Source organism: Chryseobacterium contaminans, assembly GCF_001684955.1.
Taxonomy (GTDB): Bacteria; Bacteroidota; Bacteroidia; order Flavobacteriales; family Weeksellaceae; genus Chryseobacterium; species Chryseobacterium contaminans.
On the sequence record NZ_MAYF01000078.1, the window covers coordinates 1 to 7647 of the forward strand.

The 7647-nt window shown below is 38.5% G+C and carries 7 protein-coding genes; all 7 read left to right on the plus strand.

What is annotated here, in order from left to right; all coding sequences use genetic code 11:
• The first annotated feature begins 211 nt into the window (after positions 1 to 211).
• The 7 genes from BBH99_RS06205 (at position 212) to BBH99_RS06235 (ending at position 7551) form a co-directional block, all read left to right on the plus strand.
• Positions 212 to 1096, plus strand: coding sequence for an AraC family transcriptional regulator (locus BBH99_RS06205; protein WP_066693426.1), 885 nt, complete (start codon positions 212 to 214; stop codon positions 1094 to 1096).
• Positions 1097 to 1184: 88 nt separating this feature from the next.
• Entirely contained in the window at positions 1185 to 2090 is a 906-nt protein-coding gene (locus BBH99_RS06210; protein WP_066693427.1) for a dihydrodipicolinate synthase family protein, read from the plus strand.
• A 16-nt stretch (positions 2091 to 2106) separates the two neighbouring features.
• Entirely contained in the window at positions 2107 to 3591 is a 1485-nt protein-coding gene (locus tag BBH99_RS06215) for an aldehyde dehydrogenase (NADP(+)) (RefSeq protein WP_066693428.1), read from the plus strand.
• Positions 3588 to 4586 carry a 4-hydroxyproline epimerase gene (locus BBH99_RS06220; protein ID WP_066693429.1) on the plus strand — a complete coding sequence of 333 codons (999 nt, stop codon included), beginning with the start codon at positions 3588 to 3590 and terminating at the stop codon, positions 4584 to 4586. Before BBH99_RS06215 ends, BBH99_RS06220 begins: the two co-directional genes overlap by 4 nt.
• A gap of 15 nt (positions 4587 to 4601) precedes the next feature.
• A complete protein-coding gene (locus BBH99_RS06225) occupies positions 4602 to 5867 on the plus strand; it encodes an NAD(P)/FAD-dependent oxidoreductase (protein WP_066693431.1) in 1266 nt (421 codons plus the stop codon).
• A 19-nt stretch (positions 5868 to 5886) separates the two neighbouring features.
• Positions 5887 to 6873 carry an alpha/beta hydrolase family esterase gene (locus tag BBH99_RS06230; RefSeq protein ID WP_066693432.1) on the plus strand — a complete coding sequence of 329 codons (987 nt, stop codon included), beginning with the start codon at positions 5887 to 5889 and terminating at the stop codon, positions 6871 to 6873.
• A gap of 177 nt (positions 6874 to 7050) precedes the next feature.
• On the plus strand, positions 7051 to 7551 hold the full coding sequence (locus BBH99_RS06235) for a GNAT family N-acetyltransferase (protein WP_066693435.1): 501 nt from the start codon (positions 7051 to 7053) through the stop codon (positions 7549 to 7551).
• Positions 7552 to 7647: the final 96 nt, after the last annotated feature.

Below are 7647 nucleotides of genomic sequence, written 5' to 3' on the forward strand. Positions count from 1 at the left end.
TTGATAAGTCTGTGCTGAAAACATATGTTTATGAATAGTTTTTATTTTAAAAGTTTAAAGTTACGATTTTGTACTATTTGAAGCCCTTTATTCATTAAAATAATGGAGATGTAAAGTTTGGATTTTAATATGATAGGTAATGTTCATATTTTGCTTAAATTCGGCAATATTTTAACCTTCCCATTCATTAATCTCATAAAGTATTGATTGTATGAAGAGTCTTCAATTCTCAGTTCCTGCCGATACCAATAAGAGTATCCGTATTCAGGAAGATATTATGCCTAATTTCTATCCTTATTTCCATCGGCATACGGAAACACAGATCATGTGGATCCTTAAAGGGCATGGTACTCTTGCTATAGAACAGAACCTTTTCGCTTTTGAACCAGGAGATATCTTTTACCTGGGAGCCAATCAATCTCACGTTTTTAAAGGTGATTTTGCAGAAAACGAAAAGCAGAAAGTTCATGCTATCTCTATTTTCTTCGATCCTGATAAAAAAATATCCGCTTTCTTTGATTTACCGGAATTTGAAGAGCTTAAGAATTTCATCGAACATTCTAAAGTAGGATTCCAGGTCGCATCAAAATTAAAAGCAATTGTAGGAGAAAACATGGCAGCTTTACAAAAGACACAAGGGGTAGAACAAATTATAGACTTTATCAAGATTTTAAACCACTTGATGCAGAACAGACATCTGCATATTCCGTTGTCTTCAGAAAAAAAACTTCCTAATCATATTTCCGATAATGACCAGCGGATTATAGATGCTCAAAATTATATTAAGAAAAATTTCACCCAGCACAAACTTACTCTTGATGCCATTGCAAAAGAAGCCTGTATGACTCCGCAGGCATTTTGCAGATCCTTTAAAAAACATACCAGGATTACTTATATCCAATATCTTAATGAATTGCGGGTACAGAGAGCCTGCAGATTATTGACCTCCAGCAGCAGATACAGTATTTCCTCCGTTGCCTTTAACAGTGGGTTCAATAGTTTAACCAATTTCAACCGGGTGTTTAAATCCATTATGAAATATTCTCCAAAGGAATATCTGAAGCATTATAAAGAAGCTACTTTTGACCACGAATAACTACATGTTAAAATACGGTCAGAATTCATTAAAATATTAACATTTACCGTTTTAAAATTCTCCTAGTTTTGAATAAATATTATTTGATATGAGTACAAAACTAAACTGGGAAGGAATTTATCCTGCTGTATTAACTCCTTTTACAAAAGAAGGAAAGATTGATTTTGAAATGTTTACGATTAATACAGAAGCCCAGATTAAAGCCGGAGTTCATGGGATTATCCTTGCCGGAACATTAGGAGAAGCCAGCACGTTGGAAACTGAAGAAAAGTTTGAACTTCTTCAATATGCTAAAAAGATTACACAGGGCAGAATTCCTGTTATTCTTAACCTTTCTGAAAATACAACCCAAAATGCCGTAAACTTTGCTCAAAAAGCAAAAGAATTAGGAGCTGACGGATTAATGTTACTTCCTCCAATGCGTTACAAAGCCGATAGCCGTGAAGTGGTAGAATATTTTAAAGCGGTTGCCACAGCTACAGATCTTCCTATCCTTATCTATAACAATCCTGTTGATTACGGAATTTATGTAACCCTGGAAATGTTTGATGAACTTATAGAATACCCAACCATTCAAGCGGTTAAAGAATCTACAAGAGACTTGGCCAATGTTACCAGAATGATTAACCGTTTCGGGAAAAGAATCAAAATTCTTGGTGGAGTAGATACCATCTGCCTTGAAACTTTAATGCTTGGTGCCGATGGATTGGTAGCAGGATTGGTAGATGCTTTCCCTAATGAGACTATGGCCATGTACAACTATGCCAAAGCAGGAGAATATGATAAAGCCGTAGCTATTTACAGATGGTTTATGCCATTATTAGAGTTAGATATTCATCCAAAGCTTATTCAGTACATCAAACTGGCTGCTACTGCTGAAGGAATCAGCAATCCGTATGTAAGAGCACCACGCCTTGAACTTCAGGGTGAAGAAGCTCAAAGAGTGAATAAGATTATTGAAGAGGGCAGAGCGAACCGTCCAACATTAGATTAACACCAGAACAAAAACTATGATTGAAGAAACATCAAAAGAAAATATTGAGGTAAGGATTCAGATGGCTTCCGAAGCATATCAGTTCCTGAAAAATACAACCATAAAAGAAAGAGCGGCATTGATGAATGCTGTTGCCGATCAGATTGAAGCTTTAGGAGAAGAACTTTTAGTCACTGCCCATGCAGAAACCTCATTACCTCTGGCAAGACTTACCGGTGAAAAAGCCAGAACCATAGGCCAATGGAGAAGTTATGCAAAAGCTGTAGCCTCAGGAATCTACATTGAGCCAAGAATTGACCTTGCTCAGCCTGAAAAGCAAAAAGGAGATCTCAGAAAATACCATATAGGATTAGGACCAGTGGTTGTTTTCGGAGCTAGTAATTTTCCTTTTGCCTTTTCCACAGCAGGTGGAGATACAGCAAGTGCCATAGGAGCTGGCTGCCCTGTTATTGTAAAAGCACATCCGGCGCATCCTAAGACCTCTCAGATGATGGCTGATGCTATAACAAATGCCGTAAAAGAATTCGGATGGCCTGAAGGTATTTTCAGCCATATTACCGGAACATCCTATGAAATTGGAACTTATCTAACACAGCATAAAGATATCCAGGCAGTTGCATTTACAGGTTCTTTCAGTGGTGGAAAAGCCTTGTTTGATATCGCCAATCGCCGTGAAAATCCTATTCCCGTTTTTGCTGAAATGGGAAGCACGAATCCTGTATTTGCCCTTAAAAACCTGATTGAAAATAAAGCTGAAACTTTAGCAAAAGAATATATCAGCTCATTAACATTAGGAGTAGGACAATTCTGTACTAATCCGGGAGTATTTATTACTGTTAAAGGAGCATCTCTGGATCGTTTCATCGCTGCTGTAAAAAATGAAATTCAGGAAGTCGCCCCTGCTAACATGCTCCACAATGGCATCTATGAAAGCTTTGAAAAGCATAAAGCAAATGCAATAACACAGCCTGACACTGAAGTAATCGCTTCAGAAGAAACTGAAGAAGGAAAAGGAAGTCCAGCCATTATCAAAACCAATGCTCAAAATTTCCTCAATAATCCTGTATTAAGCGAAGAAGTATTTGGTCCTTTTGGAATTATTGTCGCTTGTGAAAGCAGGGAAGAACTTATACAGATTGCTCAAAACTTAAAAGGACAATTAACCATTACGGTAGCAGCAACTTCAGATGATGTACGCGAAAATCCCGAACTGATAAACCTTTTGAAAGATAAATGCGGAAGACTGCTGTTCAACGGAATGCCTACCGGAGTAGAAGTTGTTTATGCCATGCAGCACGGCGGACCGTTTCCATCTACAACAGATGCCCGTTTTACTTCCGTAGGACCGGATGCTGTTAAACGATTTGTACGTCCTATTTCTTTCCAGAACTGGCCGGATGAATTCTTACCGGAAGAGCTGAAGAATGAAAATCCATTGCAGATCAGTAGAATCGTAGATGGAGAAGTGAATTCAGGATCATTAAAACTAGAAAGCGTATGAACAGAACATTTTTTTGCATAGACTCCCACACCTGTGGCTGCCCGGTACGTCTGGTTGCAGGTGGCGGACCGATTTTAAAAGGAAATTCCATGATGGAACGCAGACTTCACTTCATGAAAGAATACGACTGGATCCGAAAAGGACTAATGTTTGAACCTCGTGGCCATGATATGATGAGCGGAAGCATTTTGTATCCGCCTGTTGATGAAGAAAATGATATCGGAGTTCTGTATATTGAAACCAGCGGCTGCCTTCCCATGTGCGGACACGGAACCATCGGAACAGTTACCATTGCCATAGAAGAAGGACTCGTTGTTCCTAAAATCCCGGGGAAATTACGATTAGAAACGCCAGCAGGACTTATTCTGATAGACTATATCCAGGAAGGGAAAAAAGTAAAATCTGTAAAACTGACTAATGTAAAATCGTTCCTTTATGCTGAAAATCTTGAAGTAGAATGCCCGGATCTTGGCTTAATAAGAGCAGATGTTGCCTATGGAGGAAATTTTTATGCCATCATTGACCCTCAGGAAAATTTCAAAGATATTTCTGATTTCTCGGCAAGCCAACTTATTCATTATGGGAAGATTATCAGAAAACTACTGAATGAGAAATATGAATTTATCCATCCCGAAAATGAACATATTTCCGGATTAAGCCATATTCAATGGACGGGAAATCCTATAGACTCTAAAGCCAGCGGAAGAAATGCTGTTTTGGTTGGCGAAAATGCTTTAGACCGTTCTCCTTGTGGTACAGGAACTTCAGCAAGAATGGCTCAGTGGTATGCAAAAGGTAAGTTAAAAGAAGGTGAAGAGTTCATCCATGAAAGCTATATCGGTTCTCAATTCATCGGAAGAATTGAAGGAACAGCTACTGTTGACGGAAAGCCCGCAATCATCCCTTCAGTAGAAGGTTGGGCAAGAATCACCGGATATAATCATATTATTATTGATGATGAAGATCCTTACTGGCAAGGATTTCAGGTAATGTAAAATTTACAAAGAGTTATGACACAAAATAAAGGCAAAGCACTGATTATAGGTGCCGGAATCGCAGGGTTAAGTTCAGCCTATTATCTTTTACAGAAAGGCTGGCAGGTAGAAATTCTGGAACAAAATGACCTTAGTAACAATTGCTCTTATGGCAATGCAGGCATGATTGTACCCAGCCATTTTACCCCTTTGGCCGCTCCTGGTGTTGTTGCACAGGGCATCCGATGGATGTTCGACAGTAAAAGTCCGTTTTATGTAAAGCCATCGCTGAGTACTCAACTGCTGTCCTGGGGAATTAAATTTCTGAAACATTCCAATCAAAACCATGTAGACCGTTCTGCACAAGCAATCAGGGATCTCAATCTCGCAAGCAGCAGCCTTTACAATGAAATTGCAGAAAAAGAAGATTTCGATTTTGAGTTGAATCAGAACGGAATTCTGATGCTTTATAAAACTGAAAAAGTAGCAGAAGAGGAAACAGAACTTGCTCATAAGGCCATCAATTTGGGACTTCCTGTTGATATTCTGGATAAAAAAGGGATTCAGGAACTGGAACCTAATGTTCAGCTGGATGTTATAGGAGGTGTCAACTACAAATGTGATGGTCACATGAATCCCATGAAGCTGATGAAGCAAATGATCGCTTACCTTAAAAATAATGGAGTCATTTTTCATACGCAGCATAGAGTAACAGGCTACGAAATTGCAGGAAGCACCATTAAAGCAGTAATCGCCAATGGTAAAAAGTTTTCAGCGGATCGTTTCATTATGACTGGAGGCTCATTTTTACCCGAATTGGCTCAAAAAGCGGGCATTAAGATTCAGTTAATGCCCGGAAAAGGATATTCTTTCATGCATACCCCTGAAAATCCAGTCAACAGATTGGAACATGCAGCATTATTACTGGAGGCTAGAGTTGCCGTAACCCCAATGAACGGACAAATCCGTTTTGGAGGAACCATGGAACTGGCATCCCATCATAATAAAGTGAATATGAAAAGGGTAGAGGGGATCGTAAATTCTATTCCTAAATATATGCCTGATTTTCAGGTAAAGTTACCCATAGAATCGGAAATATGGTTCGGATACAGACCTTGTGCTCCAGATGGACTTCCTTACCTGGGCCAATCTTCGAAGCTAAAAAATCTGATTATTGCTGGCGGAGGCGGAATGATGGGCTTAAGTCTAGGACCTATTTTCGGAAAAACAGTGTCTGAAATTGCCAATGAAGAGAAGCCAACTGTTAATATCAATATTTTTCATCCTGAAAGGTTTAATTAAACCCTATAAATAATATATTATGAAAACAACAGTTCTTTTAGCGGTTAATCTTTTAAAGGTTACCCTTTTATTCAGTTTTTTCTTTTGCTTCTCATGTTCCAATGAAAATCAGGACCTGGTTCCCAGCAAAGAAAAGTCAGGATCTCCCACCGAAAATGTTTCAAGAAGCGTTCCGGGAAGTGGCCAGAAGACTTATACTTTTTCAACTGCTGCCGGTGGAAAAAGGAGCTACTACATTTCAGTACCAGCCAATTATAACAGTACAAAAAAATATCGCCTTTTGTTTGTATTTGCCGGAACAGATACTACAGGAAAATTCATGTATGATTGGTTAGGACAGGGATGGAATCCCAATATACCCGGCCTGGAAAAACTGATGGACAACACCATCTTCGTTTATCCTGACCAAAAATATTACTGGGGAAGTGATAAAGGCTGGGCACTTGGAGATTATGGCAAAACCTATTCAGGATATCACGACATACAGTTTACTAAAGAACTTCTGGATCTCGTAAAAAACACCTATTCAATTGATAACAGCCGTATTTTTGCGACCGGACATTCATGGGGTGGAGATATGACCAACGTAACCGCTTATTTTCTGAACGGTGAGTTTAAAGCAGTTGCTCCTATAGCATCCAACAGACCGTTTTGGTTTGAGGATAATAATGGAAACTTCATTAGCAATCAAAATTATTGGGGAAATACAGCGGTTTGGATTTTCTTTGGATTGGCAGATGATCATTTTGGAAGCACAAGTCCTAACGGACTCTTTGGAGAAGAACAGGCGGAGTTTTGGGTACCTGAAAATGGCGGAGACCTCAATCAGTATACTACCGACACAATTGGTAACCAGGGAGATATCACTAAAACTTATACCGGCACTTCAGAAGTAAAACTTACCTTATATAAAGGAGGTCAGTACTCTGGTGGTGGCGGACTTCTTGGTCACCAACCGCCTGACTACTATTTTAAAGCTGTTACAGATTGGTTTAAGAGCTTTTAAATAATATATAGTAATGAAGTAATTTAGTATTGATAGGTTAGCATTCACCTGGTGAATAATGATGGACTTAATTTTTTTAAGTCCATTTTTTATTTTATGGCGAATATTATCCGGTTTTACCAGTAATTATAAGTTTATTTCTTTAATTTTATTCATTGACTTCAAACGCAGATTATCATGTACTATAAAAACGACACCATCATCATTAGGGAATTTGCCCCTCAGGAACTCCATTTATTTTTAGATTTGTTTAAAAACGAAAATGTTACCCGGTATCTGCCTTATAAATCTCCGGAAGAATTTAAGCAGATGTTTGAAAAAGCATTAGCAGATTATAAAGAAGGACCGCTCAGCAGGTGGGGAATATTTGATGCCCAAAATAATGAATTTGTTGGAGTATGTTTAGCCAGAATCTTTGCAGAAAATGCCAACTGCATAGAAATAGGGTATATGCTTGGCGAAAACTATTGGGGAAAAGGAATCGGAACTGAGGTTTGTAAAGCACTTGCCGATTATTGCCTGTCAGCTGATGGAGGAAAAGAAATCGTTGCGCTGACAAATCTTGATAATATTGGTTCACAGAAAGTTCTTCTCAAAAGTGGATTTAAAAGAGAGGAGAATCTGATAAGAGAAGAAAAGGAATTGGCTTATTTTTTATACTCAAAAGAAGAAGCATAAATAAAAACTGGGAAGACAAAGCAGGTGGGAGATTTCCAAGCTTGCTTTGTCTTTAGTCATAATTATTTTTTATCCAGAGAAAGACTATTATCCTCC